25 protein-coding genes are annotated in these 26809 nt (G+C 73.0%); 19 read left to right on the forward strand and 6 right to left on the reverse strand.

Annotated elements, in window-relative coordinates; translation table 11 throughout:
• Positions 1–17 precede the first annotated feature (17 nt).
• Genes MUY22_RS34370 through MUY22_RS34400 form a run of 7 tightly spaced genes read left to right on the forward strand, consistent with a single transcriptional unit; the run spans position 18 to position 8583 of the window.
• Positions 18–1295 carry an ABC transporter substrate-binding protein gene (locus MUY22_RS34370; protein ID WP_247051337.1) on the forward strand — a complete coding sequence of 426 codons (1278 nt, stop codon included), beginning with the start codon at positions 18–20 and terminating at the stop codon, positions 1293–1295.
• A 13-nt stretch (positions 1296–1308) separates the two neighbouring features.
• Positions 1309–2472, forward strand: coding sequence for an ADP-ribosylglycohydrolase family protein (locus MUY22_RS34375; RefSeq protein ID WP_247051338.1), 1164 nt, complete (start codon positions 1309–1311; stop codon positions 2470–2472).
• Entirely contained in the window at positions 2469–3767 is a 1299-nt protein-coding gene (locus tag MUY22_RS34380) for an ADP-ribosylglycohydrolase family protein (protein WP_247051339.1), read from the forward strand. Before MUY22_RS34375 ends, MUY22_RS34380 begins: the two co-directional genes overlap by 4 nt.
• 46 nt (positions 3768–3813) lie before the next feature.
• The gene (locus MUY22_RS34385; protein WP_247064250.1) at positions 3814–4695 is read left to right on the forward strand and encodes a ribokinase; all 882 of its coding nucleotides are present in this window, start codon (positions 3814–3816) and stop codon (positions 4693–4695) included.
• Positions 4692–6566: an SUMF1/EgtB/PvdO family nonheme iron enzyme gene (locus MUY22_RS34390; protein WP_247051340.1), complete on the forward strand. Its 1875-nt coding sequence runs from the start codon at positions 4692–4694 to the stop codon at positions 6564–6566. The genes MUY22_RS34385 and MUY22_RS34390 overlap by 4 nt, the downstream gene beginning before the upstream one ends.
• Positions 6563–7771, forward strand: a complete 1209-nt coding sequence (locus MUY22_RS34395; RefSeq protein WP_247051341.1) for a CaiB/BaiF CoA-transferase family protein — start codon at positions 6563–6565, stop codon at positions 7769–7771. The genes MUY22_RS34390 and MUY22_RS34395 overlap by 4 nt, the downstream gene beginning before the upstream one ends.
• Positions 7768–8583 (forward strand): CoA ester lyase, encoded by an 816-nt coding sequence (locus MUY22_RS34400; protein WP_247051342.1) that lies wholly within the window; start codon positions 7768–7770, stop codon positions 8581–8583. The genes MUY22_RS34395 and MUY22_RS34400 overlap by 4 nt, the downstream gene beginning before the upstream one ends.
• Before the next feature lie 51 nt (positions 8584–8634).
• Here MUY22_RS34400 and MUY22_RS34405 read toward each other — a convergent pair whose 3' ends face one another.
• From MUY22_RS34405 to MUY22_RS34425, 5 genes are all read right to left on the reverse strand, one after another.
• Positions 8635–10119, reverse strand: coding sequence for a hypothetical protein (locus MUY22_RS34405; protein ID WP_247051343.1), 1485 nt, complete (start codon positions 10117–10119; stop codon positions 8635–8637).
• Positions 10120–10286: 167 nt separating this feature from the next.
• A complete protein-coding gene (locus tag MUY22_RS34410) occupies positions 10287–10499 on the reverse strand; it encodes a hypothetical protein (RefSeq protein ID WP_247051344.1) in 213 nt (70 codons plus the stop codon).
• 38 nt (positions 10500–10537) lie between these two features.
• Positions 10538–10750, reverse strand: coding sequence for a hypothetical protein (locus tag MUY22_RS34415; protein WP_247051345.1), 213 nt, complete (start codon positions 10748–10750; stop codon positions 10538–10540).
• Between the two features lie 10 nt (positions 10751–10760).
• The gene (locus MUY22_RS34420; RefSeq protein WP_247051346.1) at positions 10761–11156 is read right to left on the reverse strand and encodes a DUF6010 family protein; all 396 of its coding nucleotides are present in this window, start codon (positions 11154–11156) and stop codon (positions 10761–10763) included.
• 74 nt (positions 11157–11230) lie between these two features.
• Entirely contained in the window at positions 11231–11716 is a 486-nt protein-coding gene (locus MUY22_RS34425) for a MarR family winged helix-turn-helix transcriptional regulator (RefSeq protein WP_247051347.1), read from the reverse strand.
• Positions 11717–11771: 55 nt separating this feature from the next.
• Here MUY22_RS34425 and MUY22_RS34430 point away from each other — a divergent pair, with 55 nt between their 5' ends.
• Entirely contained in the window at positions 11772–12749 is a 978-nt protein-coding gene (locus MUY22_RS34430) for a 4,5-dihydroxyphthalate decarboxylase (protein ID WP_247051348.1), read from the forward strand.
• Here MUY22_RS34430 and MUY22_RS34435 read toward each other — a convergent pair.
• On the reverse strand, positions 12742–14520 hold the full coding sequence (locus MUY22_RS34435) for an NAD(P)/FAD-dependent oxidoreductase (RefSeq protein WP_247051349.1): 1779 nt from the start codon (positions 14518–14520) through the stop codon (positions 12742–12744). The genes MUY22_RS34430 and MUY22_RS34435 overlap by 8 nt on opposite strands.
• A 193-nt stretch (positions 14521–14713) precedes the next feature.
• Here MUY22_RS34435 and MUY22_RS34440 point away from each other — a divergent pair, with 193 nt between their 5' ends.
• The 11 genes from MUY22_RS34440 to MUY22_RS34490 all read left to right on the forward strand — a co-directional run bounded on the left by MUY22_RS34440 (position 14714) and on the right by MUY22_RS34490 (position 26804).
• Positions 14714–15466 carry an SDR family NAD(P)-dependent oxidoreductase gene (locus MUY22_RS34440; RefSeq protein WP_247051350.1) on the forward strand — a complete coding sequence of 251 codons (753 nt, stop codon included), beginning with the start codon at positions 14714–14716 and terminating at the stop codon, positions 15464–15466.
• Positions 15451–16350 (forward strand): alpha/beta hydrolase, encoded by a 900-nt coding sequence (locus tag MUY22_RS34445; RefSeq protein ID WP_247051351.1) that lies wholly within the window; start codon positions 15451–15453, stop codon positions 16348–16350. Before MUY22_RS34440 ends, MUY22_RS34445 begins: the two co-directional genes overlap by 16 nt.
• A gap of 119 nt (positions 16351–16469) precedes the next feature.
• Complete coding sequence (locus MUY22_RS34450) at positions 16470–17120, forward strand: TetR/AcrR family transcriptional regulator (protein WP_247051352.1); 651 nt, start codon at positions 16470–16472, stop codon at positions 17118–17120.
• Positions 17121–17241: 121 nt separating this feature from the next.
• Positions 17242–18708, forward strand: coding sequence for an amidohydrolase family protein (locus MUY22_RS34455; protein ID WP_247051353.1), 1467 nt, complete (start codon positions 17242–17244; stop codon positions 18706–18708).
• Positions 18705–19835 carry a M20 family metallopeptidase gene (locus MUY22_RS34460; protein WP_247051354.1) on the forward strand — a complete coding sequence of 377 codons (1131 nt, stop codon included), beginning with the start codon at positions 18705–18707 and terminating at the stop codon, positions 19833–19835. The genes MUY22_RS34455 and MUY22_RS34460 overlap by 4 nt, the downstream gene beginning before the upstream one ends.
• 31 nt (positions 19836–19866) lie before the next feature.
• Entirely contained in the window at positions 19867–20748 is an 882-nt protein-coding gene (locus tag MUY22_RS34465) for a GNAT family N-acetyltransferase (protein ID WP_247051355.1), read from the forward strand.
• On the forward strand, positions 20745–21848 hold the full coding sequence (menC, locus tag MUY22_RS34470) for an o-succinylbenzoate synthase (protein WP_247051356.1): 1104 nt from the start codon (positions 20745–20747) through the stop codon (positions 21846–21848). The genes MUY22_RS34465 and menC overlap by 4 nt, the downstream gene beginning before the upstream one ends.
• A gap of 120 nt (positions 21849–21968) precedes the next feature.
• On the forward strand, positions 21969–23354 hold the full coding sequence (locus MUY22_RS34475; protein WP_247051357.1) for a serine hydrolase: 1386 nt from the start codon (positions 21969–21971) through the stop codon (positions 23352–23354).
• Positions 23351–24238 carry a serine hydrolase gene (locus MUY22_RS34480; protein ID WP_247051358.1) on the forward strand — a complete coding sequence of 296 codons (888 nt, stop codon included), beginning with the start codon at positions 23351–23353 and terminating at the stop codon, positions 24236–24238. Before MUY22_RS34475 ends, MUY22_RS34480 begins: the two co-directional genes overlap by 4 nt.
• Positions 24235–25827 carry an ABC transporter substrate-binding protein gene (locus MUY22_RS34485; RefSeq protein WP_247051359.1) on the forward strand — a complete coding sequence of 531 codons (1593 nt, stop codon included), beginning with the start codon at positions 24235–24237 and terminating at the stop codon, positions 25825–25827. The genes MUY22_RS34480 and MUY22_RS34485 overlap by 4 nt, the downstream gene beginning before the upstream one ends.
• Entirely contained in the window at positions 25824–26804 is a 981-nt protein-coding gene (locus tag MUY22_RS34490) for an ABC transporter permease (protein ID WP_247051360.1), read from the forward strand. The genes MUY22_RS34485 and MUY22_RS34490 overlap by 4 nt, the downstream gene beginning before the upstream one ends.
• Positions 26805–26809: the final 5 nt, after the last annotated feature.

The raw sequence follows: 26809 nt of genomic DNA on the forward strand, positions 1-26809 counted from the left end.
CCTCGAAAGGTCGGTCGATGAAGACACGACGCGCGGTGGTCGCCGCCTGCCTGATGGTCACCAGCCTGCTGCTCGCCGCGTGCGGCGGCGGCAGCGGCGACAGCGGCGACGGGCCGGTCACCCTCACCTTCCAGTCCCTTTCGGACCAGCCGGCCGCGATCGCCCAGACGCAGAAGATCGTCGGCGACTGGAACAAGGCGCACCCGGACGTCCAGGTCAAGATCGTCCAGGCGGGCTGGGACGGCGTCTACGACAAGCTGATCACCCAGTTCAACGCGGGCACCGCGCCGGACATCGTGCACTACGAGGCGGCGAGCATCGCGCCGTTCGCCACCGACGGCTACCTCGCGGACCTGACGCAGTACCTGCCGGCGGAAAAGAAAGCGGACATCCCGAAGGGCGTCCTCGACTCGGTGACGGTCGACGGCAAGGTGGTCGCCTTCCCGACCGAGCTGCAGTCCTATGTGGTCTTCGCGAACAAGACCCAGCTGCAGCAGGCCGGTGTGACGATCCCGACCGGCGCGACGATGACCTGGGACCAGCTGCGCGACATCGCGAAGGCGACGACCAAGGACGGCAAGTTCGGCCTCGGCTGGGGCCTGTCGAGCCCGACGGCGGCGTTCGTCGCGCTGGCCCCGGGCTTCGGCGGGAAGTACTTCGAAGGCGCCGGCAACGACGCGAAGCTGGCCGTCGGCCCGGGGGAGCAGGCACTGCCGCAGCTCGTCGACGCGATGGCGCACCAGGACCACTCGATCATGCCGGTCACGCTGACGCAGTCCGGGACGAAGGCCCTCGCGCCGTTCTACGCCGGCCAGATCGCCATGACCGTGCAGGGTTCCTACCAGGCGGCCAACATCGCGAAGGACGCGCCGAAGGGCTTCGACTGGGTCGTGCTGCCGCCGCTGGCCGGCTCGGCCGGGCCCGCGCAGGCCGCCAACCCGCAGACGCTGTCGGTGAACAAGGACTCGGGCCACGTCAAGGAAGCCGCGGAGTTCGTCGACTTCTTCACCAGCACCGACAACCTCGCCGCGATGAACGAGGCCGACGCGCTGATCCCGCCGACGACGTCCGCGCGGCAGGCGCTGACCACGAAGCTCGCCGCGTTGAACGGCTGGGGCCCGATCCTCGCGTCCGGCCAGTACCTGACTTCGGCGCCGTATCTGTTCGCCGGCAAGTACGCGCAGTGGAAGGACACCGTCGCGACCCCGGCGTACCAGCAGTTCCTCGGGCAGAAGATCGACGCGGCCGGCTTGGCCAAGCAGCTGGAAGACGGCTGGAAGAGCGTCAGCAAGTGACAGGAGCGGATTCTTGACCTGGCTGGAAGACCGGGCCGTCGCGGTGATCACCGGCGCGGCCGTCGGGGACGCGCTCGGCGGCGCCACCGAAGGGTGGACCCCCGAGCAGATCGAAGAGCGGCACGGCGGCCGGGTGACCGGCGTCGTCGGCCCGTGGTACCCGGACTGGCGGGCCGCCCGCCCGATCGCGCCGTACCACAAGGGCGACGGGCACGTCACCGACGACACCCTCATGACGCGGGCGCTCGTCGAGGTGTACGCGAAGCGCCGCGAACACCTCGACGCGTACGCGATGGCCGAGGACCTGGTGCCGCTCATGATCGGCGAGCCGCGCTGGGTGCCGGAGCTGGAGTCGACGGCGTTGCTGCTGCAGCGGGTGTTCCTCGCGGAGAAGTGGATCGTCGCGAGACTCCACTACGGACACGTCGACCCGCGCGAAGCCGGTGTGGGCAACGTCGTCAACTGCGGGGCGGCGATGTACGTCGCGCCGGTCGGGGTCGTCAACGCGGGTGACCCGCGGGCCGCGTACGCCGAAGCGATCGACCTGACGGCCGCGCACCAGTCGAGCTACGGCCGGGAGGCGGCGGGGGTGCTGGCCGCGATGGTCGCCGCCGCGGTCGCGCCGGGCGCGTCGCTCGACGACGTGGTCGCGGCGGGGTTGGATGTCGCTCACGACGGGACGGCGGCGGCGCTGCGGGCCGTCGTCGACGAGTTCGGTGGCCGGACCGTCGCCCCGGCCACCGACGACGAGGAACGAAAGCTGGCCGCGCTCGTGCGGGAGACGGTGGCGCCGTTCGACTCGGTCGGGCCGCACTACCGGCAGATGTCGATGGACGCGAGGCGCCCGTCGCGGACCAAGGCGATCGAGGAGCTGCCGGCCGCGCTGGCGTTCGTCCTCGCGCACCGCGGCGACTTCCGCGGCGCGGTGCTCGCCTCGGTGAACTACGGCCGCGACGCCGACTCGATCGCCGTGATGGCCGCGGCGCTCTGCGCGGGCCTCGGTGGCACGGCCGTCGTGCCGAAGGAGTGGGTCGACACGATCGGCGACGCCAGCCGGATGGACCTGCGGGAGACCGGGCACCTGCTGGCCTCGGCGGCCGCGGACATCCTGCGGGCCGACCGCGAACGCGCGCTCGCGCGAGTGGCGGCCCTCGACGTCCTCGGGGGCGCCGCGTGAGGCTGACCTGGGCGCAACCGGAGGACCTCCTGGCTCACGAACTGGTGCAGTCGGCCGCGGAGGGCCGGGACGTCTCGGCGGTCCGGGCCCGCTGGGTCGCGGCGGGCGGCGACCCCGTCCCGGTCGTGAGCGGCGCAGGACCGGGAGCGGCGGAACTGCGGGCGCTGGCGCGGGAACTGCTGGACGAACTCGACGCGCGGCCGTCTGTTCCGGAGCCGTCGTGGGACTTTCCGGCCTCGCCTGAGCTGCCGCGGGGTGGGACGGACCGGCTGCTCGGCGCGTGGACCGGCCGGGCCGCCGGGTGCCTGCTGGGCAAGCCGGTGGAGAAGATCCCGCGCGCGGGCATCGAGGAGATCCTGCGCGCGACCGGCCGCTGGCCGCTGTCGGGCTGGTTCACCGCGGTGGGCCTGCCCGACGAGGTGGCCGCGCGGTGGCCGTGGAACCGGCGCTCGGCCCCGACGTCGCTCGAGGAGAACATCGACGGGATGCCCGAGGACGACGACCTCAACTACCCGATCCTCGCGCTCACCCTGCTGGAGACGCACGGGCGGGACTTCGGCACGGACGACGTCGCCCAGCTGTGGCTGGACAACCTGCCCGCGGGCCGGGTGTTCACGGCCGAGCGGGCGGCGTACCGCAACATCCTCGACGCGCGACCGTCGCCCGCCACGTACCGCAACCCGTTCCGGGAGTGGATCGGCGCGCTGATCCGCGCGGACGTCTTCGGCTGGGTCTCGCCGGGTGACGTCGTGGCGGCGGCACGGCTGGCGCGGACGGACGCGCGGCTGAGCCACACCCGCAACGGCGTGTACGGCGCGATGTGGGCCGCGGCCCTGGCGTCGGCGGCGATGGTGTGCGCGACGCCGGACGAGGTCCTCGACGCGGCCGACGTCGTGATCCCCGCCGGGAGTTCGCTGGCGTCCGCGGTCGCGCTGGGTCGTTCGGCGGCGCGGTCGGGCGATGTCCGCGCGGGCCTCGACCAGCTGCACGCCGCGTACGGCGACCTGCACTGGGTACACGTGCTCAACAACGCCGCGGTGATCGCCTTCGCCTTGGCCAAGGGCGGCGGCGAGTTCGGCCCGAGCGTCTCGATCGCGGTGACGGCGGGCTGGGACACGGATTCGGCCGCGGCGACGGTCGGGGGAGTGGTCGGCGCGTTGCGCGGAGTCGACGGCATCGGCGAGTACTGGACAAAGCCCCTGGACGGCCGCATCGCGACATCCCTGCCGGGCGGGGAACGGCAGATCACGGACCTGGCGGCCCGCACGGCGGCGCTGGTGGAGGTGACGTCGTGACGGAGTGGGCGGCGCAGATCGGCACGGCGTTCGTGGGTGGTGTGGCGTGAGTGGGCGTGTGGTCGTCGTCGGGTCGGCGAATGTGGACCTTGTCGTCGACGTGCCCCGGCATCCGCATGGGGGCGAGACCGTCCTCGGGGATCGGTTGCGGCGCAGTCCTGGCGGCAAGGGTGCGAACCAAGCCGTCGCCGCCGCGTGGGCCGGTGGGGCCGATACCTCCTTCGTCGGCGCTCTCGGGGACGACGAGGCCGCCGATCTGCTGCTCGTCTCGCTAGGCGGCGCCGGTGTCCGCACCGATCTCGTCGCGCGCGTGGATGCGCCCACCGGGACCGCGTTCGTGACCGTCGATCCGGGCGGGGAGAACGCCATCGTCGTCGCCCCCGGGGCCAATGACCTCCTGCAGCTCAATGACAAGCACGCCGAGCGGATCGCTCAAGCCGACGTCGTGCTCGCCCAGCTGGAGATTCCTCTTGACGTTGTGACCGAAGCCGCCGCGGCACGCGAGGCCGGGGCGCTCTTCGTGCTCAACGCCGCGCCGTCGCGTGCGTTGCCGCCGGAGCTGTGGGGCGCGGTCGACATCCTCGTCGTCAACGAGCACGAAGCCGCCGACCTCACGGGCACTCCCGAAGCGCTGCTCGACCGTGTGCCGGTGGCCGTGGTGACACTGGGCGGTGAGGGCTGCGTGGTCCTCCGCCGTGAGCGGGAACCGGTGCACGTCAACGGTATCCCGGTGCAGGTCATCGACACGACCGGCGCCGGCGACACCTTCTGCGGCGTCCTCGCAGCGTCGCTCGCCCGCGGGCTCGACGTCGAAGCCGCCACCCGGCTGGCCTGTGCGGCCGGTGCCCTGGCCGTGACGCGGCCCGGGGCGCAGACCGCCGTCCCGTCCGCCGATGAGGTCGCGCTGCTCGGAGGAAGGGTGTCATGACCGACCCGCTTGTCCCGCGGCCCATCGACCGGCCGACGCCGGTGCGTGGCCCGCTGTCCGAATTGGACGAAGCCAAGATCTTCGCCGCACCCGACGATCCCGCGGACGTCCCCGCGTGGCGCGAGAAGCTGCACGTCTGGCGCGAAGACGCGCGAGCCCGCCACGGCTACACCGGCGACGCCTACGCGCGGCCGGGTGCGGCCTGGGCGCAGACCTGCTACAGCGTCGCCCAGGTGTGGTTGTGGGACGAGCTGCTCTACTCCTTCGCCGACCACCGCTTCACGCCCGAGCGGTTCCTCGACGACGCCCGCGCCCGCTTCGGCGGCCTCGACGCCGTCGTCCTGTGGCACGCCTACCCGGTGATCGGCCTCGACGACCGCAACCAGTGGGACTTCTACCGCGACGTCCCCGGCCTCGAGGTCCTCGTCGAGGACCTGCACCGGGCCGGCCTGCGCGTGTTCGTCGACTACAACCCCTGGGACGTCGGGACCCGCCGTGGTGCCGACGACCTCACCGAGCTGGCCGCGCTCGTCGCCGACCTCGACGTCGACGGCGTCTTCCTCGACACCCTCAAGAAGGCCGAGCCGGAGTTCGTCGAGCGGCTCGAAGCCGCCAAGCCGGGGCTCGTGCTGGAAGGCGAGTCGAAGCTCGCGGTCGAGCGGATCGAGGACCACGCCGCGTCGTGGGCCCAGTTCTTCGCCGACTCGCCCGTGCCCGGCGTCCTGCGCTCCCACTGGTACGAGCGCCGGCACATGCAGCACCACGTCCGCCGCTGGCACCGCGACCACACCGAAGAACTGCAGTCCGCGTGGCTCAACGGCGTCGGCGTGATGGTCTGGGAGGTCGTGTTCGGCGTGTGGGTCGGCTGGTCCCGCCGGGACGCCGCGACCGTGCGGCGGATGGTGACCGTCCAGCGTGCGGCGAGCGACTTGCTCCTTGACGGCGACTGGACACCGCTGGCCGACCTGGCCCGCGGGCTCCACGCGTCGAGCTGGGAGCGGGACGGCGTGACACTGTGGACGATCGTCAACCGCGGCGACACCGACTACGAGGGTGCGCTGCCGGGCATCGACCTCCTGGGCGGAGTCCCGGCCCGGGGGATCGGCGCGGCACTGGAGGTCGCCGAAGGCGCCACCGAGCCCGCGTGGCTGCACGACCTGGAGACCACCCCGCACGACCCCGACGCTCGCTTCCCGCACCGGCTCGCGACGCGCATAAGTCCACAAAGGACCAAAGGTGAACCCGAGCCGGACGCCGTGATCGTCCCCAACGGACCGTACGTGCTGACCGTCCGGTACCGCGCCCGCGAAACCGGGATGTACCAGGGCGCGCCCTACGTGGACGAATGGAAACCGCTCCCGCCACGCCTGCACGACGCCCGGACGCTGCAACGCGACGGCGAGCTGGCCACGCCGGTCGCCGTCGCGGCCACCGAGGTGACGAACGCCGAGTTCGCCGAGTTCGTCGAGGCCACCGGTTACCGGCCGGAGTACCCGCACCGGTTCCTGGAGCACCGCGGCGGCCCGGACGAGCCGGTGACCTACGTCGACCTCGACGACGCCCGCGCGTACTGCGCCTGGCGCGGCGGGCGGCTGCCCACCGAGGACGAATGGCAGCTCGCGGGGGAGACCGGAAGCCTCAAGCGCGGCACTCCGGCCGTGTGGAACTGGACCGAAAGCGAACACTCGGACGGACGGACGCGCTTCGTGATGCTCAAGGGCGGCAGCGACTTCCGGGCCGACGGCTCCGAGTGGTACGTCGAGGGCGGGCGCCGGGAACCGGCGTACAGCGTCAAGCTGCTGCTGCCCGGACTCGGCCTCGCCCGCGCGGCGACGGTCGGCTTCCGGTGCGCGTGGGACGTGCCGGCATGAGCGTCACCCGCGACCCCGCCGGCGGTGCCCTCGCCGGGCTGCGCGTCGTCGACGCGTCCACGCTGTTCGCCGGCCCGATGGCCGCGATGCACCTGGGCGACATGGGCGCCGAGGTGATCAAGGTCGAGCACCCGCGCAAACCCGACCCGTCGCGCAGCCACGGCGCCGCCAAGGACGGCGTCAACCTGTGGTGGAAGACCCTGGGCCGCAACAAGCGCACCATCACCGCCGACCTCGGCAGCGACGGCGGCCGCGAGGTCTTCCTCGCGCTCGTGACCAGCGCGGACGTCGTGATCGAGAACTTCCGCCCGGGCACCCTCGAGCGCTGGGGCCTCGGGTACGACGTCCTGGCCGGCTGGAACCCGCGGCTCGTGCTCGCCCGCGTGACCGGTTTCGGCCAGCTAGGGCCGTACCGGTCGCGCCCGGGCTTCGGCACGCTCGCCGAGGCGATGAGCGGCTTCGCGGCCACGACCGGGGAGCCCGACGGCCCGCCGACGCTCCCGCCGTTCGGGCTCGCGGACGGCGTCGCGTCGCTGGCCACGGCGTACGCGATCATGGTCGCGCTCGCCTCGCGCGGGCAGAGCGGGCGCGGCCAGGTCGTCGACACCGCCATCATCGAGCCGATGCTGGCCATGCTCGGGCCGCAGATCACCCGCTGGGACCAGCTGCGCACCGTCCAGCCGCGCACCGGGAACCGGTCCACGAACAACGCGCCGCGCAACACCTACCGCACCGCCGACGGCCAGTGGGTCGCGGTGTCGACGTCGGCGCAGTCGATCGCGGAGCGCGTCGTCCGGCTCGTCGGACGGCCCGACCTGGCCGACGAGCCGTGGTTCGCGACCGGTGCCGAACGCGCGCGGCACGCCGACGAACTCGACGAAGCCGTCGGCGCGTGGATCGGGCAGCGCACGCGCGACGACGTCGTCGCCGCGTTCGAACAGGCACAGGCCGCCGTGGCGCCGATCTACGACGCCGCGGACATCGTCGAAGACCCGCAGTTCCGGGCGCTCGGCACGATCCACGAGATCGAGGACCCCGACCTCGGGCCGATGCTGATGCAGGGCCCGCTGTTCCGGCTTTCGGGCCACGACGGCGTCATCGGCTTCACCGGCCGGCCGCACGGCGCCGACACCGACGCGGTGCTCGGCGAGCTGGGGTTCTCCCCGGAGCGCGTCGCCGAGCTGCGCGAGCGGGGTGCGGTGTGAGCCCGCCGCTGACGTTCCTCTACGTACCCGCCGACCGGCCGGACCGGGTGGCCAAGGCCCTCGGCTCCGCGGCCGACGTCGTGCTCGTCGACCTGGAGGACGCCGTCGCGCCCGCGCACAAGGACGCGGCGCGGGCGAACGTCTTGCGGCTGCTGGCTTCCGTCGCGCGTCCGGTGCAGGTGCGCGTCAACCACCCGAGCACACCGTGGCACGCGGCCGACCTCGCTGCGGTCGCCACGTTGCCGCTGGAAGTGGGCGTACGGCTGCCGAAAGTCGAGTCGCCCGAGGAGATCCGGGCCGTCGCGGCCGCCCTGCCGGACCGCGCGCTGCACCCGCTCATCGAGTCCGCGCTGGGCGTCGAACGGGCCCTCGACATCGCGACGGCGTCGCCGCGGATCGCGTCGCTCGGCCTCGGCGAAGCCGACCTGCGCTCGGACCTCGGCGTCGCCGGCGACGCCGGGCTGACGTGGGCCCGCAGCCGCGTGATCGTCGCGGCCCGCGCGGCCCGGCTGGCGCCGCCCGCGATGTCGGCTTACGCCAACGTCCGGGACCTCGACGGCCTGGCCGAGTCCTGCCGGGCCGGGCGGGCCCTCGGCTTCCGCGGCCGGACGGCGATCCACCCGGTGCAGCTGGCCACGATCCGCGCCGCGTTCCTGCCGACGCCGCAGGAGATCGCGCGGGCGCGGGAGGTCGTCGAGCGCGTCACGGACGCGACGGCGGCCGGGGTCGGCGCGATCGCCCTCGCCGACGGCACCTTCCTCGACGTCGCCATGGTCGAACAAGCGCGCACGGTGCTCTCGCTCGCGGAGTAGTACAGCGGAGCAGTACAAAGCTGTTGTCCGAACAGCAGCAGTGGAGCGGTCTCAGCCGACCTGAGCGGGCGCCTCGGGCTCGGGCGCCGCGACCTTCCGACGTCGGTTCAGCTGGTCCCGGACGAACCGGTAGACCACCGGGGCCGCCATGACGCACAACGACAGCGCCGCCACGTCCAGCAGGTACGCCGCCAGCCAGACGTGCTTCGCGATCTCGAAGTAGCCGTCGCCGACCACGGCCATCACCGCGATGCCCAGGGCCGCCGTCACCGAGACGCCGGCCTGCAGACCCGCGCGGTTCGTCCACGCCCGGCGGCGCAGCAGGGCGAGCACGGCGCCGGCCAGGCCGAGCAGCACCAGCAGGGACGGCCACCACGGCAGGCTCATGGTGTCGAGCCACTCGCGGAACGTCTGCGGGTTGCCGCCCATGTCGCCGCTGACCGGGGCCGAGTTGTCCGGGGCCTTGGTCGCCGCGCCCCAGGGGCGGTTCGGGAGGTACGGCAGGTCGCGGCCGTGCGTGGCCTGCAGGCCGATGCCGATCGCGCGGGCCAGCGCCGCCGGGTGGGCCAGCAGCAGGCTCCAGACCTTGCCCTTGACCGCGCTGGGTTCCTCCAGCAGCACGTCCGCGCCGGCCAGCTGCTCCGGCCCGTCGGGGTAGTACGCCTTGCCCGCGCTCTGGCTCGCGGCTTCGGGCAGACCCAGCTCGGCCGCCGACCCCGGCAGCTCGACCAGGCCGAGGGTGTAAACGACGTTCACCGCGTTGACGTCGGCGTAGTTGCGCTCCTGCCAGGCGAGGTTCGCCCGGATCGGCGCGATGATCTCCAGCACGAGCAGGACGGCGATCAGCGGCCCGACGAGCCGGCCCGACCACCAGCGCCCGGCCCCCGCCCGGGCGCCGGTCACCGCGCAGACGAGCACCGCCAGCACGAACAGCGGCAGGAACCCGATCTTCGCCAGCCCCGCGACGACGCCGCCGGCCGCGACCAGCAGCAGCGCGGACAGCCGCTCGAAGCCGTCCTCGACCTGGGTGCCGGCGATCACCGCGAGCCCGCAGAGCAGCGTGTACGCGCCGAACAGGCCGGCGGGCTCGCCGAACGTCGAGAGGAACAGCCGCGCGAAGTCGGGGTTGAGCAGCGGGAGGACGGGCGGGAGCAGCAGTGCGAGACGGCGCCAGCCACGGGCGAGCAACGCCCAGGCCGCAAGCGCGGTGACCAGGAAGACCAGCAGCGTGTACAGCCAGCCGAGCGAGGTGAGGCTGAACGGCCCGTCGCCGTCCGCGACCGCTTTGAACAGCACCGCGGCGCTCGAGGGCTGCGGGTCGGGGCACGGCGTGCCGCGGCCGAAGTCCAGCACGACGCCGCCGAGCCAGCTCGCTTTGTGGTCGGGGGTGGCCGGGCTGAGCCCGGCGGTGCAGAACAGCCGGTAACCGTCACCGTTGTCGCCGGCGCCGTTCGGGGTGCCGAGCAGACCGAGGCTGATGATCAGCCCCAGCGCAGCGACGAACCCGGCCGCGACGGCCATCCCCACCCTCTTCACACCGGTCAGCCTAGGTGGTCGGTTCGCCGGGTGGTTCCGGAACACCCGATTCCGGTGGTCCGGATCTCACTGCGCGTGGCCGGACGCGCCGGTGCTGGGTGCCTGGTCACGGGGTGTCCGCGGACGTGCGCGGCGCGTTCGGCGCACGCCGTGACGCGGGGTGCGCCTCAGCCGGAGTGGCCGCAGTGCAGGACCGCCGCGCCGGCCAGCGCTTCGCAGGCCGGGCACCGCGTCATCGGGCGCTCACGACGTCCCCAGTACGGGTGGGTGGCCCCGCACAACGCGGTGACGCGGTCACCCGGCTGGGGATCCGGGTTGCAGCGGGGGCAGTAGGCGTGCGCCGCGCGTTCGACGGCGGTGCTGTCTTGGCTGGCGCTCATGGATCCGGGATACCCGGCCGGCCGGCGCGGCAACCACGTCAGTCCGCGGTGAGCTCGGCGAGCACTTCCGCGGCCGTCGTGCTGCCGCCGTCCGCGAGGCGCCGCAGCTCGGCGAGGTTCTCCTGCTCGGTGGCCACCTCGATGAGCACGTCGAGCGCCGTCGGGTCGCCGGTGTCGGCGATGCGGCGGAGGCCGGCGAGGTCGCCTCGCTCGCCCAGCTGCTCGATGAGCACGTCGAGGGAGTCGGACATGGCCGTCAGCCTACGCGCGAGCCGTGCGCAGCGACGCCACGACGGACCGCCCGCCGGTGAAGCACCAGATCGCGATCACCGGGTCGCAGAACGCGCAGCCGAACGACGAGTCGTGGGCGAACGGGAGGATCGGCTGGCCCTTCAGGTGGTGGACGACGTCCCAGCCGGTGTGCAGGAGCCAGCCGATCCCGATGAACGTCCACGAGTCGAGCCCGCGGAACGCGACGTAGGTCAGCACCGCGCAGAACGCCAGCTCCCACGGCCCGAGCGCACCACCGGAGAGGTAGGCCGCCCCGGCACCGGCGACCATCAGCGCGTTGAAGCGCTGCCGGTGCGGCTCGCGGATCAGCGAGTTGAGCAGGACGTAGACGAGGCCGACCAGGATCGGCGCCAGTACCGCGATCATGGTGGACCACGCTAGGAACCCGCGGCCGCACCGGCCAGTGGCTGTTCTGCCATCCTCCGCCGGATTCTCGCCAGTCAGGCTCCGAGGTGCTCCCGGTCCAGCCGGACGAGCGCCGCCAGCAGGTCGCCGCCCGGCGCGCCTTCGGCGCCGAACAGCCGCTGCTGGACCTCGATGACCAAGGGCAGCGCCGCCCGCAGGACGTCCCGCCCGGCGGTGGTGACCTCGACGCACTTGGCCCGGACGTCGGCCGCGCTGGGCGTCCGGGTGATGAATCCCTTGCCCGCCAGCGCCTTGAGCATGTGCGAGAGCTGCATCGGGTGGATGTCGCCGAAGCGGGAGAGCGCGGCCTGCGGCACCGGTTCGCCGGCGCGCGCGAGCCACGCGGCCATGGTCAGCGTCATGAACTGGAGCTGGGTGAGGTCCAGCGGCACCAGCGCGCGGTCGGCCTCGCGCTGGTAGCGGTGTACGAGCCGCCACAGCACGAACCCGACCGCGTTCTCCGGCGCGCCGAGGGAGGCGTCGGCGAAGAGCGCGTCGAGGGCGCGGGTGTCGTTCTCCATGCCGCCGGATCCTAAGCGTTGCGAGACGTGAAGGCCGATACTAAAGTCGTTTAGTATGAGTGACGTACCCCTGAAGATCGGCTGCATGAAGTACGACCGGACGCGTGCCCTGTTCGACGGCACCGTCGAGATCCCCGGCGCCGACGCGGTTTTCGAAGACGCGCGCCTCGCTTCGGACGTCTTCGAACGCATGGTGCGGGACCAGGCCTACGACATCGCCGAGCTGGGCCTGACGTTCTACCTGCGCACGCTCGACCTGGCGGACCCGCCGTTCGTGGCCCTCCCGGTGTTCCCGGCCCGGCACTTCCGCCACGCCGCCGTCTTCGTCAACACCAAGAGCGGCATCGAGCAGCCCGAGGACCTGGCCGGCAAGACGATCGGCGAGTTCGGCACCTACGGCCACGATGCCGGCGTGGTCGCGAAAGGCGTCCTCGCCGATGACTACGGCGTGACGCCCGATCAGTCCCACTGGCTGGTCGGCGGCGTCGACGAACCCATGGCGCCCTTCGGCTTCGTGCCCTTCCGGCACCCCGCGGACGTCGACGTCACCCCGGCCGGCCGGGCGCTCGGCCCGATGCTGGCCACCGGCGAGATCGACGCCCTGATCTCGGGCCGCGTCCCGCAGTGCGTCGTCGACGGCGACCCGGCGGTCGGGCGGCTGTTCCCCGACTACGAGACCGTGGAACGGGAGTACTTCACGCGCACCGGCAGCCACCCGATCATGCACATCCTGGTCGTGCGCCGGGAGTTCCTCGCCGAGCACCCGGACGTCGTCCACGCGACGTGCCGGGCCTTCGGCGAGGCCAAGGACGCCGCGCTGACGCAGTACCGGCGCGGCGCCCTCGGCCAGCACGTCGAGCTGATGATCCCGTGGTTCACCCCGCTCTTCGAGCGCGACGACCGGATGCTGAACGGCGACTGGTGGCCCTACGGCGTCGAGAAGAACCGCGACACGCTCGACACCTTCCTTCGCTACTTCTTCGAACAGGGCCTGGGTGACCGGCGGCGGACGGTCGACGAGCTGTTCACATGACCTCGTCCATTCCGCCGTTCTCCCGCCAGTCGGCGAGCAGTGCGTGGAAGGCGACCGGCCCGTCGCCGAACGATTGGCTGTGTTCCCGCGGCTTGCCTTCGTTGTTGTAGTAGCCCGGGGTGCACTCCAGCTGGAACGCGTAGCGGTCCGGCGCCTTCCGGCGGATCGTCTCGACCCACGCCTGCTCGGCCGCCGCCGTGGGCTCCACAAGGGACGCTCCGCGCTTGCGGGCTTCGGCGACGACCGCGCCGATGTGGCTCGCCTGCTCGTCGAGCACGTGCACGAAGTTCACCGAGGGGGCGTTCTGCAGCGAGCCGAGCTGGAACAGGTTCGGGAACCCGTGGCTCGCGACGCCGTGCAGCGTCCGGGGGCCGCTCCGCCAGCGCTCCAGCAGCGAGACGCCGTCGCGGCCGACGATCGGCAGGCGCCCGGCCATGACGTCCGAGGCGCCGACCGAGAACCCGGTCGCGAAGATGATGCAGTCGGCCTCGTACTCCCGGCCGCCGGCGACGACGGCCCGTTCGGTGACGGCTTCCACACCGCCGCTGTCGGCGGTGTCCACCAGGGTCACGTTCGGCCGGTTGAACGTCTGCAGGTAGTGGTCGCTGAACGTCGGGCGCTTGCACATGTAGCGGTACCAGGGCTTGAGCGCCGCGGCCGTGGCCGGGTCGTCGACGAGCGCGTCGACCCGGTCGCGCAGCTCGTTCATCTTCCGGAAGTCGGCGAGCTCGTGCGCCTCGGCCGGGACGTCCGTGTAGGCGTCGGTCGCGACCAGGTCCTTCAGCAGGCGGGCGCTGCCGGTCCAGCCGTCGCCCACCAGGTCCTCCTCGGCACTGCCGCCGGTGACGACGGTGAGGAAGTTGTCCCGGCGCCGTCGCTGCCAGCCCGGGGTCAGGGAGCCGGCCCACGCCGGGTCGGTGGGCCCGTTCCCGCGGACGTCCACAGTGGACGGCGTCCGCTGGAAGACGACCAGCTCCCGCGCGTCGCGCCCGAGGTGCGGGACGACCTGCACGGCGGTCGCGCCGGTGCCGATCAGCGCGACGCGCTTGTCGGCCAGCCCGGTCAGGCCGCCGTCGGCGGTGCCGCCGGTGTAGCCGTAGTCCCACCGGCTGGTGTGGAACGTGTGCCCGGCGAACGTCTCGATGCCCGGGATGCCGGGCAGCTTCGGGTGGTCGAGCGTCCCGTTCGAGACGACGACGTACCGCGCGCGGATCTCGTCGTCGCGGTCGGTGCGGACGAGCCACTCGCCGTCGTCCCAGCGCAGTTCGCTGACCGCGGTGCGGAAACACGCGTCGTCGTAGAGGTCGAACGTCCGCCCGATCGCGCGGGCGTGCTCCAGGATCTCCGCGCCCGGCGAGTACTTCCAGCCGGGGACGTGGCCGACCTCCTCCAGCAGCGGGAGGTACACGTAGGACTCGATGTCGCAGTGGATGCCGGGGTAGCGGTTCCAGTACCACGTGCCGCCGAAGTCGCCGCCCTTCTCGATCACGCGGATGGTCCCGACGCCGGCCTGGCGCAGCCGCGCGGCGGCGAGCAGGCCGCCGAACCCGCCGCCGACCACCACGGCCTCGACGCGGTCGCGCAGCGGCTCGCGCACGAGGTCGCCCTCGACGTACGGGTCTTCGGCGTAGTACCCGAACCGGCCGGTGGGCCGCTGGTACTGCGCGCTGCCGTCCGGCCGCAGGCGCCGGTCGCGCTCGGCGCGGTACTTCGCGCGCAGGGCGTCCGGGTCGAAACCCAGGTCGGCGGGCAGGGGCGAGGTGGGGGACATGGGTGCCCTTCCGGGTTCGGTGATCGGCTCACCTCCAGCAAACCCAGTTCGGGAACTTTGGTCAAGCAGCTGATTTAAATCTGCGGTACGCTGTCGTCATGATCACCGCGGACACACCGATCGGCGAGTGGGTGGCCCACCCCGAAGGCGGCCCGCTCATCCGGGCCCTGCTCGCCGGCGCGGGCTTCGCGCCGTGGTGAGCACCGTCCCCGGCCGGTTCGACGGCCGCACGGTCGTCGTCACCGGTGCCGCGTCCGGCATCGGCCGTGCGACGGCGTCCCGCATCGCGCGCGAGGGCGGCCGGGTGGTCGCGGTCGACGTCTCGGCCGGGCGGCTCGACGAGTTCGCCGCCGAGACGCCCGCGCTGGTCCCGGTGGCCGCGGACATCACCGACGCCGGCGGCGTCGAGCGGATCCTGGCCGCCGCCGGGACGCGGATCGACGGCCTGGCCAACGTCGCCGGGATCGCCGACGACTTCTCGCCGGCCCACGAGGTCAGCGACGAACTGTGGCGGCGTGTCTTCGCCGTCAACGTCGACGGCACGTTCCGGCTCATCCGCGCGGTCGTCCCGGCGATGCTGGCGGCCGGCTCCGGCTCCATCGTGAACATCGCCTCCGAGGCCGCGTTGCGTGGTTCGGCCGCCGGGATCGCTTACACCGCTTCGAAACACGCGGTCGTCGGGATCACCCGCAACTGCGCGGTGATGTACGGGCCGCACGGCATCCGCGTCAACGCCGTCGCGCCGGGCGGGGTGGCGACCGGCATCGCACCGGGCGGCACGCCGTCGGCGTTCGGGCAGGGCCGGCTCGGCGCGTTCTTCGGCCTGATGCCGCCGATCGCCACGGCGGAGCAGCTGGCCGCGTCGATCACGTTCCTGCTCAGCGACGACGGCGCGAACGTCAACGGCGTCGTGCTGCCGTCGGACGGCGGGTGGGCGGCCCAGTGAAGCTCGCGGAGATCGCGCCCGAGCTGCGCGGCAAGGCGCGGTGGCTGCCGCGCCTGCCGCTGGACCGGCCCTGGGGGCTGCGCCTGGTGCGGTGGGCGACCACCCGGACGCGCCCGGCAGAGCCACCGGACGTCGACGTCGAGGTCACCCCCGGGTGGCGCGTCTACCGGCCGCGCGTGCCGCGGTCCGACCTGACGCTGCTGTGGATCCACGGCGGTGGCCTGGTCATCGGCGCCGCCGTCCAGGACGACCGGTTCTGCGCGGACACTGCCAGGGAGCTGGGGATCACCGTGGTGTCGGCCGAATACCGGCTCGCCCCGGAGGCCGCGTACCCGGCGGCGCTCGACGACTGCCACGCCGCTTGGACGTGGACGCGGGCGCACGCCGCCGACCCGGCACGGGTGGTCGTCGGCGGGCAGAGCGCCGGCGGCGGGCTCGCGGCCGCACTCGTCCAGCGGCTGCGGGACGCGGGGGAGACGCCCGTGGCCCAGTGGCTGTTCTGCCCGATGCTCGACGACCGCACCGCCGCCCGCCGCGATCTCGACGCGCGACGCCACCGCGGCTGGGACAACCGCCTCAACCGCTTCGGCTGGCGCGCTTACCTCGGCGTCGAACCCGGTGCGGCGGTCGTCCCGCACTACGCGGTGCCCGCCCGCCGCGAGAACCTGAGCGGGCTCTCGCCGGCGTGGATCGGCGTCGGCGACATCGATCTGTTCCACGACGAAGACGCCGAGTACGCCCGCCGCCTGCGCGCGGCGGGCGTGGACACGACCGTCCACGTGGTGCCGGGCGCGCCGCACGGGTTCGAGGCCTGGGCCCCGGACACCGGCTTCGCCCGGGTGTACCTCGCCACCGCGCGGAAGTGGCTGAGCCGCTTCGCCTGAGCCCCGGCCGGCCGCCGAGGAGCCGAGCCGGTGTACGGCGTGCCTGGCCAGGGACGTCCGGCGGGCGGGGGCTCCGTAAGGTGAAGGCAGCCGAGCACGGGGGAGACGAGGTGGCAGAGATGAACGTGAAGGCCGTCCGGGCGGAGCGCGCGAGCGCCACTCGGGAGTCCATCCTCGTCACGGCGGAGCGGCTGTTCGCCGAGCACGGGGTGCAGGTGGTGTCCAACCGGCACATCAGCGAGGCCGCGGGCCAGGGCAACAACGCCGCCGTCAACTACCACTTCGGCACCAAAACCGACCTGGTCCGCGCGATCGTCCGCAAGCACTCCGAGCGCGTCGAGAAGCTGCGCGCCGAGCTCGCCGGAGCCATCGACGGCCCGGGCGAGCTGCGTGACTGGGTGGCCTGCCTGATCCGCCCGACCACGACGTACCTGCAGGAGCTGGGCTCCCCGACGTGGTTCGCCCGCTTCACCGCCCAGGTGCTGACCGACCCGGCCCTGCGCGCGATCATCGCCGAGGAGTCGCTGACCTCACCGGTCCTCGCGAAGGTGGTCGCGGGGCTCAACCGGAGCCTGTCGGTCCTGCCGCCGGACGTCCGGGCCGAGCGCGGCGACATGGCACGTCAGCTGATGATCCACATGACGGCGGAGCGCGAGCGCGCCCTGGCCGAGGACACCGCGACCCCCCGCGCGACCTGGTACGACGCCGGCACCGGCCTGATCGACGCGGTCACCGGCCTGCTCTTGGCCCCGGTGACCGCCGCTCCCTGACCGGGTTCGTCCGCGCGGATGGACCGGACCGTCCCGGTTCGTCGCCGCGCACCAACGGCTCCGCCGGAATCCCTCCTATCGTCGCCACGACCCGAGTACGTGACGACGAGGAGGCGCAGCGGTGCGGACACTCTTGCGGGGCGGGCGGGTCGTCGACCCCGGGACCGGGTTCGACGGCGTCGCCGACGTGCTCCTGGACGACGGCAAGGTCGCCGCCGTCGGGAGCGGGCTCGACGCGCCCGCCGTGGTGGACGTCAGCGGGCTCGTCGTCGGGCCCGGGTTCGTCGACCTGCACAGCCACGTGCACTCCGTCGCCGGGCAGCGGCTGCAGGCGCTGGACGGCGTGACCACCGCGCTCGACCTCGAAGCCGGCCTGATGCCCCTCGAACGGGCTTACGCCGAGGCCGCCGCGGCCGGGCGGCCGCTGAACTACGGCTTCTCCGCCTGCTGGGCCGCCGCGCGGGCGCAGGTGCTGGCCGGGATCGAGCCGGACGCGCAGATCGACAGCGGCCTGGCCGTGCTGGGCAACCCCTTGTGGCAACGGTCGTCGTCGCCGGAAGAACTCGCCGCCTGGCTGTCCCTTGTGGAGGGTGAGCTGGCCGCCGGCGCGCTCGGCATCGGCGTCCTGATGGGGTACGCGCCCGCGACCGAGCCCGGCGAGTTCCTGGCCGTCGCGCACCTCGCCGCGAAGGCCGGCGTGCCGACCTACACGCACGTCCGCGAGCTGGTCGAGGTCGACCCGGCGATCCCGGTCGACGGCTCCGAGGAGATCGTCATCGCCGCGGCCGAGACCGGCGCGGCCATGCACCACTGCCACGTCAACAGCACCTCCGGCCACCACCTCGACCGCGTCCTGGCCACCCTGGAGAAGTCCCGCCGCGCGGGCTCCCGCGTCACCGTCGAGGCCTACCCGTACGGCGCCGGCAGCACCGCCGTCGGCGCCGCGTTCATCGAGCCGGACCGCTTGCGGCTCAGGGGACTTTCACCGTCGAGCGTGGTGATCCTCGAGACCGGCGAGCGCGTCGCGGACGAAGCCCGGCTGCGCCAGCTGCGCGAAGCCGACCCCGGCGCGCCGTGCCTGCTGGAGTTCCTCGACGAGGACAACCCCCGCGACCAGGCGACGCTGCGCCAGGCGCTTGCCTTCCCCGACTCGATCGTCGCGAGCGACGCGATGCCGGTGTACTGGACGGATGGCCGCACCGAGAGCACCGAGTGGCCGCTCCCGCCGGGCGGCACGACGCACCCGCGGACCGCGGGCACCTTCGCCAAGACCTTGCGCCTGATGGTGCGCGAGACCGGGGCCTGGACCTGGCTCGAAGCGTTCCGCCGTTGCGCCTACCTGCCGTCGCGGCTGCTCGACGACGTCGCGCCCGCGGCCCGCGGCAAGGGCCACCTCGGGGTGGGCGCCGACGCCGACGTTGTCGTCCTCGACCCGGCGACGATCACCGACGCGGCCACGTACGCCGATCCCACCCGGCCGTCGCAGGGCGTCCGGCACCTGTTCGTCGGCGGCGTCGCCGTGGTCGGCGACGGCGAACTGCGCACCAGCGCGTTCCCGGGGAAGCCGTTGCGGGGTGAGCCGCGGTGAACGACCTCCTCGCCGACATCGAGACGCTCGTCCGGTGCGAGTCGCCGTCCGAGGACCACGACGCCGTCGCGCGCAGCGCCGAAGCCGTCGCGAAGATCGGCCGCCGCCTGCTGGGTGCCGAGCCGGACCGGATCGTCACCGACGGCTGCACGCACCTGCGCTGGCGGTTCGGCGACGGCCCGCCGCGCGTTCTGCTGCTCGGGCACCACGACACCGTGTGGCCACTGGGTTCCCTGCGCACGCACCCGTTTTCGATCACCGGCGGCGTCCTGCGCGGCCCTGGCTGCTTCGACATGAAGGCCGGCGTGGTGATGGCCCTGCACGCCGCCGCGGCGCTGGCCGACCGCACCGGCCTGGCGATCCTCGTCACCGGCGACGAGGAGATCGGCTCGCCGCTGTCCCGTTCGCTGATCGAGGAGGAGGCCCGCGGCTGCGACGCGGTGTTCGTCCTCGAAGCGTCCGCCGACGGCGGCGCGCTGAAGACCCGCCGCAAGGGCGTTTCCCGGTACTGGATCGAGGTCGAGGGCCGCGCCGCGCACGCCGGGCTCGAACCGGAGAAGGGCATCAACGCGGGGATCGAGCTCGCCCACCAGATCCTGGCGGTGGCCGCGCTCGCCGACGCCGAGCGGGGCACCACCGTCGTCCCGACCGCGCTGTCCGCCGGGACGACGACCAACACCGTGCCCGCCGCGGCCAGCGTCGCGGTCGACGCCCGCGTGTGGGACGCGGCCGAGCAGGACCGCGTCGACCAGGCCGTCCGGAGCCTGGAACCGGTGCTGCCCGGCTCGCGGATCCGGATCGCGGGCGGCATCAACCGCGCGCCGCTCGACGCCGTCGCGTCGGCGGATCTGTTCGCCCTGGCGAACTCCCTCGCGGGTGGCACGCTCACGTCCGCGTCGGTCGGCGGCGCGTCGGACGGCAACTTCACGGCCGGGCTGGGCGTTCCCACCCTCGACGGCCTCGGCGCGGTGGGCGGCGGCGCGCACGCGGACGACGAACACGTCGTCGTCGACCAGCTGCTCCCGCGCACCGCGCTGCTCGTCTCGCTGGCCAAAACCGTGCTGGCGAGCGGGACTTCGTCCGCCACGACCAACACCGGGGGCGAATCCGGTGCGGGACAACGGTGACGCGCCGGCCGTGTCCGGAAAGGATGGTCCCGTGACTGACGTTGTGACGAACACGGTCCCGTCCGTGCGGGACGAGGCGGCCCTCACGGCCACCGCTGCCGCCGCGGCTTCGGGGGCCGAGGTCCGTGAGCTCGCCGAGATCCCCGATCTGAACGCGGTGGCCCTGCTCTTCGAGACGATCTGGCAGCCCGAACCGGGCAGCCGGCCGGTGAACGCCGAGCTGCTCAAGGCGATGGTCGCCGCGGGCAACTACGTCGCCGGCGCCTTCGACGGCCCGCGGCTGCTCGGCGCCTGCTTCGGGTTCTTCGGCCGGCCCGCGAAAGGCGGACTGCACAGCCACATCGCCGGGGTCCTCCCGGCCGGGCTCGGCCGCGGGCTCGGCTTCGCGCTCAAGCTGCACCAGCGCGCGTGGGCGCTGCACCAGGACGTCCCGGTGATCTCCTGGACGTTCGACCCGCTCGTGCGGCGCAACGCCCACTTCAACGTGACCAAGCTCGGCGCCCGCCCGGCGCAGTACCTGCCCGACTTCTACGGCCCGATGCACGACAGCATCAACGGCTCGGGCGACACCGACCGGATCATGGTCGCCTGGGAGCTGGCGAGCCCCGCCGTGCGGGCCGCCGCGCTCGGCGAACCGGCGAGGTTTGACGCGGTCGCGCTGCGGGCGCGGGGCGCGTCGACCGCGCTGGCGGTCGGCCCGGACGGCAGCCCGGTGAGCGGGCCCGCGGACGGGCCGCTGGTGCTCGTCGCCGTGCCGCCGGACATCGAGGCACTGCGCCGCACCGACCCCGGCCGGGGCCGGTCGTGGCGGGCGGCGCTGCGGGAGGTGCTGGGCGGCCTGATGGCCGGCGGCGCCGAGGTCGTCGGGTTCGATCGTGCCGGTTTTTACGTTCTGGCCAAGGAGAAGCCGTGAAACTCAGTGGTGTGGAGCTCCTGCGCGTCCGGATGCCCCTGGTGGCGCCGTTCCGGACGTCGTTCGGCACGCAGGCCGAGCGCGAACTGCTGCTCCTGCGCGCGGTCACCTCCGACGGCGAGGGCTGGGGCGAGTGCGGCGCGATGGTCGACCCGCTGTACTCCTCGGAGTACGTCGACGGCGTCGAGCACGTGCTGCGGACCTTCCTCGTTCCGGCGCTCACCGCGGCCGGCGACCTGACGGCGAACAAGGTCGCGCCGCTGCTGGCGAAGTTCAAGGGCCACCGGATGGCCAAGGCGGCGCTGGAGATGGCCGTGCTCGACGCCGAGCTGCGGGCGCACGGCGTGTCGTTCGCGGCCGCGCTGGGGTCCACAAAGGACTCGGTGCCGTGCGGAGTGTCCGTCGGGATCATGGAGACCGTCCCGCACCTGCTCGACGTCGTCGGCGGCTACCTCGACGACGGGTACGTCCGGATCAAGCTCAAGATCGAGCCCGGCTGGGACGTCGAACCGGTGCGCGCGGTCCGGGAACGCTTCGGCGACGACGTCCTGCTCCAGGTCGACGCCAACACCGCGTACACGCTGTCGGACATCCCGCAGCTCGCCCGGCTCGACCCGTTCGAGCTGCTGCTGATCGAGCAGCCCCTCGAAGAGGAGGACGTCCTCGGGCACGCGGAGCTGGCCAAGCACATCCGGACGCCGATCTGCCTGGACGAGTCCATCGTCTCCGCGCGTTCGGCCGCCGACGCGATCACGCTCGGCGCGTGCCGGATCGTCAACATCAAGCCGAGCCGGGTCGGCGGATACCTGGAAGCGCGCCGGGTGCACGACGTCTGCGCCGCGCACGGGATCCCGGTCTGGTGCGGCGGGATGATCGAGACCGGGCTGGGCCGGGCGGCCAACGTCGCGCTCGCGTCGCTGCCCGGCTTCACGCTCCCAGGCGACACGTCGGCGTCGGACCGGTTCTACCGCGAGGACATCACCGAGCCGTTCGTGCTGGCGGACGGGCACCTGCCGGTGCCGTCCGGCCCCGGCCTCGGCGTGACGCCGATCGCGGGCCGGCTCGCCGAGGTGACCACGGCGAAGAGCTGGCTGGCCTGACCGGTTCGTCCGCCGCGATGAAAGTTTCCCCCGGTCTCGTCGGATTCGACGAACCGGTGGGGTAAGCGCAGGTCATAGCATCCCCGGCAACGCCGGTTCACCATCGGACGAGAGGCAGTCATGGCGAAACTCACCGACCTCGGGGCCTGGCTCGAAAGCCGGCTTCCCGCACTGCTGGCCGAAAACCACGTGCCGGCCGCGTCGGTCGCCGTGTACGCCGGCGGCGAGATCCTCGACCGCGCGGCCGGGGTGCTCAACAAGGCCACCGGCGTCGAGGCGGACGCCGACTCGGTGTTCCAGATCGGCTCGGTCACCAAGGTCTGGACGGTGACGCTGGCGATGCAGCTCGTCGACGAGGGGAAGCTGGACCTCGACGAGCCCGTCCGCCGGTACCTGCCCGGGTTCGCGCTCGCCGACGACGACGCGGCCGCGCGGATCACCGTCCGGCAGCTGATGTGCCACACCTCCGGCTTCGAAGGCGACATCTTCACCGACACCGGCCGCGGCGAGGACTGCGTCGAGAAGTACGTCGCCACCCTCCACGACGTGCCCCAGCTCTTTCCGCCCGGCGAGATGTTCTCCTACAACAACGCCGCGCTCTGCGTGCTCGGCCGGGTCGTGGAAGTGCTGCGGGACAAGGACTACAACCAGTGCCTGGGTGGTCACCTGTTCGTCCCGCTGGGACTGACGCACGCGGCGCAGAGCCCGTACGAGGCGATCCGGTTCCGCGCCGCGCTCGGCCACCTGTCGCCGGAGCCGTGCGCCGAGCCGGAACCCGCGGGGATCTGGGCGCTGGCGCCGTCGAACGCGCCGGCCGGGTCGATGCTCGCGATGCGGGCGCGGGACCTCGCGATGTTCGCCGGCATGCACCTGCGTGACGGCGAGGCCCCGGACGGCACCCGCGTGCTGAGCGCGGCGAGCGCCCAGGCGATGCGGGAACGCCTGGTGGAGCTGCCCGACCTCGGCCTGATGGGCGACGCGTGGGGGCTCGGCTGGTCGCTGTTCGACTCACCCGGCGGCGCCCTGGTCGGGCACGACGGCAACACGATCGGCCAGGCGTCGTTCCTGCGGGTCGCCCCGGAGCACGGCGTCGCCGTCGCGCTGCTGACCAACGGCGGCGACCCGATCCCGCTCTACACCGAGATCATCGGGCACGTCCTGCGGGAGCTGACCGGCATCGAGCTGACCCTCCCGCCGGTGCCGGACCCGGCCGCGCCGCGCGTCGACGCCTCCCGCTACGTCGGCGAGTACTCCTCGACGGTCGCGGACATCGTGGTCAGCCAGGACGACAGCGGCCGCGTCTGGGTGGAGCGCGTCCCGAAGGGGATCTTCGCCGAGCTGAGCGGCCCGGTGAAGAGCGAACTGGTCGCGATGAACGGCGACACGCTGATCCTCGCCGAGCCGATGCAGGGCATGTACATCCCGCACGCCTTCGTCGGCGACGACGGCACCGGCCACGCGCTGTACCTGCACACCGGCCGCGCCGACCGCCGGGTGCGCGCATGACCGCTGTCGAAGACGAGATCGCCGCGGTCTTCACCGCGGCGGGCGCGCGGGGCTTCGTCCACGCGCGGGAGATCGGCGGCGGCCCGGCCGAGGTGGCGCTCGGCGCCGACGACCCGGTGGTGCTGGCGTCGGTGTTCAAGATCCCGGTCGCCGTCGCCTACGCCCGCGAAGTGGTGGCGGGCCGCCTCGACGAAACCGAGCGCACCCGCGTCGGAAAGCGCTACCGCATCGGCGGGATCGGCACCGCCGGCTGCGCGGACGACGTCGAGATGAGCTGGCGCGACCTAGCGCTGTTCATGCTGACCATGAGCGACAACGCCGCCACCGACGTGCTCTACCACCGGATCGGCCAGGACGCCGTCGACCGCGTGCTCGCCGACCTGGACCTGAAGCGGACGCGGCTGATCGGCTGCTGCGAGGACCTCTTCGCCTCGGTCATGGCCGACCTGGGCGCCGACGGTGATCTCGACGCCGCGTTCGCCGGGGCCACTCCGGAGCAGACGTGGAAGCTCTCGGTGCTCGACCCGGACCGCACGACGTCGTCGACGCCCCGGGAGATCACCACCCTGCTCGACGCCGTCTGGACCGACCGCGCTGCAGAACCCGCCGCGTGCGAGCGGGTCCGCTGGATGATGGCGCGCCAGATCTGGCCGCACCGGATCTCCTCCGGCTTCGGTTCGGACGTCACGATCGCGGCCAAGACCGGCACCCTGCCGGCGGTCCGCAACGAAGCCGGCGTGCTGTCCTTTCCGGACGGACGCCGGTTCGCCGTCGCGGTCTTCACCCGCGCGGACTCGCTCGACGAACGGCAGCCCGCCGTCGACGCCGCGATCGGCGCGGCCGCCCGCCTCGCCGTGGACCACCTGCGGAAGGAAACCCCATGACCCCCACACGGACCGCGGTGGTCCTGCTCGGCGGGCTCGCCCTCGTGGCGACCGCCTGCGCGGGACCGGGAGACAACACCGGCTCGGGCCAGACCCCCGTCGAGGGCCAGACCTTCACCCTCGCCCTCGGCTCCGACCCGGGCAACCTCGACCCGCACATGTCGGTGCTGTCGGTGACCGGCCAGGTCGACAAGTTCCTGTACGACTCCCTGCTCGAGCTCAGCGCGGACGGCAAGCCCCTGCCGGAGCTGGCCGAGAAGTGGACCGCGACGTCGACCACCGCCGCCACCTTCACCCTGCGCCCGGGCCTCACCTGCGCGGACGGTGCCCCGCTGACCGCCGCCGACGTCGCGGCGAACATCGCGTTCGTCGGCGACCCGGCGAACAAGTCGCCGTTCGCCGGCATAACGGTCACGTCCGGCACCAAGGCCACCGCCGACGAGACCACCCGCACGATCACGGTCACCAGCGGCGCGCCGGACGCGTTCCTGCTCCGCAACATCGGCGGGCTGCCGATCGTCTGCGGCAAGGGGTTGGCCGACCGGAAGCTGCTGGCGAAGGGTGAGAGCGGCACCGGCCTGTTCGCCGTCTCCGAAGCCGTGCCGAACGACCACTACACCTTCACCCGCCGCAAGGACTACACGTGGGGCCCCGGCGACTGGAAGGCCGAGCCGGGCCTGCCCGACAAGGTCGTCCTGCGGGTCATCTCCAACACCTCGACGGCGGCGAACCTGCTGCTCTCGGGCGAGCTCAACGCCGCGGCGATCACCGGCCCGGACCGCCAGCGCCTCGACGCGCGCAAGCTGTTCCACGGGGACTACAACGCCCCGCTGGGCGAGATCTTCTACAACCAGGCCGCGGGCCGTCCCGGCGAGGACGAAGCCGTGCGGCGCGCGCTGACGCAGTCGCTCGACCTGGCGCAGCTGGGCAAGGTGCTGGCCAGCGGCACGGGCAAGCCGTCGCAGGGCCTGGTCACGGCCGACCCCAAGGCGTGCTCGGGCGACACCGTCACCGGCAACCTGCCGGCCCACGACGCCGCCGCGGCCGCGTCCGCGCTGGACGCCGCGGGGTGGAGGGCCGGCGCGGACGGTGTCCGGGTGAAGAACGGCAAGCGCCTGACGCTGAACGTCATCTACGGCACCCAGCTCGGCCCGACGATGGCGCCCACCGCGGAACTGGTGCAGCAGACCTGGAAGGCGCTCGGCGCCGAGGTCACGCTCAAGGGCGTCGACAGCCCGGGCCTGTCCCAGGTGCTGTTCGGCACCGGCGAGTGGGAGGTGTCGCTCGGCCCGATCGGGCTCACCCTGCCCAGCTGGCTGGTGCCGTTCGTGTCCGGCCCGTCCGCGCCGGACGGGACGAACTTCGCGCACATCGCGAACCCCGGCTACGACCAGGGCGTTAAGCAGGCCGCCGCGATCAGCGGCGACGCCGGCTGCCCGATGTGGAACGCCGCCGAGACGGCGCTGATCAAGCGGGTGGACGTGGTGCCCTACGTCGACTCGGTCATCCCGGTCTACGGCAGCGGCACGAAGTTCACGGTCAGCCAGGGCGCCGTCACGCCGTCCTCGATCCGGATGTACGCGAAATGACCACGGCGGCGGCGCCCGCCGGCCTGCGGGGCAGCCCGTGGCCGGCGTTCGCCGGGCGCCGGCTGGCCCGGTTCGCCGTGTCCCTGTGGGCGCTCATCACGGCGGCGTTCCTGATGATCCACCTGGTCCCCGGCGATCCGGTACGGGCCGCGCTCGGGATGACCGCGCCCGCCGAGCTGGTGCGGGCGCGGCGCGCCGAGCTCGGCCTCGACGATCCACTGTGGACGCAGTACGGGCACTACCTGAAGGGCCTGGTCACCGGCGACTTCGGCACGTCGATGGCGAGCGGGCAGCCGGTGACCCAGGTGATCGGCGACCGGCTGCCGGCGACGTTGCAGCTGGCCGTGCTGGCGTTCGTGGTGGTCGTCGTGGTCGCGGTGCCGGTCGGGGTGTGCTTCGCGGTGCTGACGCGCGGTGGTCGTCGCCGGGGTGGTGAGCTGGCGTTCACGTCGGGGAGCGTGCTGCTCGCCGCCATCCCGGACTTCCTGCTGGCGGTCGGGCTGGTGGCGGTGTTCGCGGTCGGTTTCGGCTGGTTCCCGGTCGCGGGCGGCGACGGCCCGGGCGCGTACGTGCTGCCGGTGGCGGCCCTCACGATCGGGCCGGCCGCGGTGCTCGCCCGGATCGTCCGGGTGGAGCTGCTTTCGGTGCTGGGCGCCGACTTCGTCCGCACCGCGCGGGCGAAACGGCTGCCCGCGCGGCTGGTGTACGTCCGGCACGCGCTGCCGAACGCGCTGACCGCGACGCTGACCCTGGGCGGGCTGATGCTGACCGGCCTGGTCGCGGGCACCGTGCTGGTGGAGAACGTGTTCGCCTGGCCGGGGCTCGGCTCGACGATCGTGCAGTCGATCCTGCAGAAGGACTACCCGCTGGTGCAGGGGATCGTGCTCGTCTACGGCATCGGCGTGCTGCTGGTGAACCTGCTGGTCGACGTCGTGCTCGGGCTGCTCGACCCGCGTTCGACGATCCGGGAGAGCTGAGGTGA

This window comes from Amycolatopsis sp. WQ 127309 (assembly GCF_023023025.1).
Taxonomy (GTDB): Bacteria; Actinomycetota; Actinomycetes; order Mycobacteriales; family Pseudonocardiaceae; genus Amycolatopsis.